2 protein-coding genes are annotated in these 1,079 nt (G+C 43.7%); both read right to left on the reverse strand.

Annotated elements, in window-relative coordinates; all coding sequences use genetic code 11:
* Positions 1-111 precede the first annotated feature (111 nt).
* Entirely contained in the window at positions 112-765 is a 654-nt protein-coding gene (locus PX481_RS14525) for a HupE/UreJ family protein (RefSeq protein ID WP_002757827.1), read from the reverse strand.
* A 14-nt stretch (positions 766-779) separates the two neighbouring features.
* On the reverse strand, positions 780-1,079 hold a 300-nt coding region (locus PX481_RS14530), incomplete at its 5' end, for a class I SAM-dependent methyltransferase (RefSeq protein WP_288094820.1).

The following is a 1,079-nucleotide window of genomic DNA, read 5'->3' on the forward strand; positions in this document are numbered from 1 at the left end:
TACTTTTTCCCTGAAAATTAGGTAACTGACTACCTCAAAATCGGTAAAACCCTACACCCCACACCCCACACCCCACACCCTGCCCCCACCAACAAACTTTTTCAGCAGACCCTACTTAATTCCCACTAAAAAAGTTGTACCGATCGCCATAATTGCCAATCCGATGAACTTACTAATTAGAGTCGCTTGCTTGGCTAATTTTTCCTTAATGACACTGCCAAGGAAAAAAGCACCAGATGCGATCGCTAATTGGATCACGGTAAAACCGATTAAATAGGCAACTAAAGCGGCAACTCGCGCCCCGATAATTGATTCTCCGTAGGCATAACCGTGGAAAATTCCCGCAATCATTGCCAGAGTTGCCAGAGCGATCGTATAGAGATTAGAATGAGTTTGTAACCCTTTTTTCAGGGTTAAAACCACGCCAAAAATTACCACAGAAAGGGCAACAATCCCTTCAGGAAAAAGTAAATTTATTCCCTGTAAATGAATACCTGTGCCGATTAAAGTGGCAATCGCAAAAGCGAGCGGAATTAATAAACCCTGTTCCATCCCCACAGCAATTAAACCACTAGCCACCACAAAAGCTAAATGATCTAAACCGATAATTGGGTGAGCTAAACCCGATAAAAATCCGTTCCAAAAATTATCGGGAGTTTGCCCTGCCATGGCATGATGGGCAAGGGTTTTGCTGGCAAAAATTAACAGGAAGAGAGGGACAATAGTTAATATCTTTGTCCAGCTTTGACGAAAAATTATCTTCATTGATTACCTCAAAATTATGATTCGGAAACCCGCGCAACAATCGCCCGATGTCGGGGACTGGTGGGGGTAATGATCGGTGCTTGAAACCCCGCTTCAACTAATGCCTGTTCGATATCGAGAGTAAAATATTGATCGAGATAGGGTTCGGTACTCTTGAGTAAGGTGAGGACATAAGGGGGCATTTTTCGATAAATTTCCGAGCGCGGATTCATATCCATCAGCGTCAAATAACCCCCCGATCGCAATAAACGACGCGCTTCGGCGAAAATTTCTCTAGTAGCCTGTTGGGGTAGTTCGTGGAACATTAAAAACGA

Source organism: Microcystis sp. M53603_WE2, from assembly GCF_030065435.1.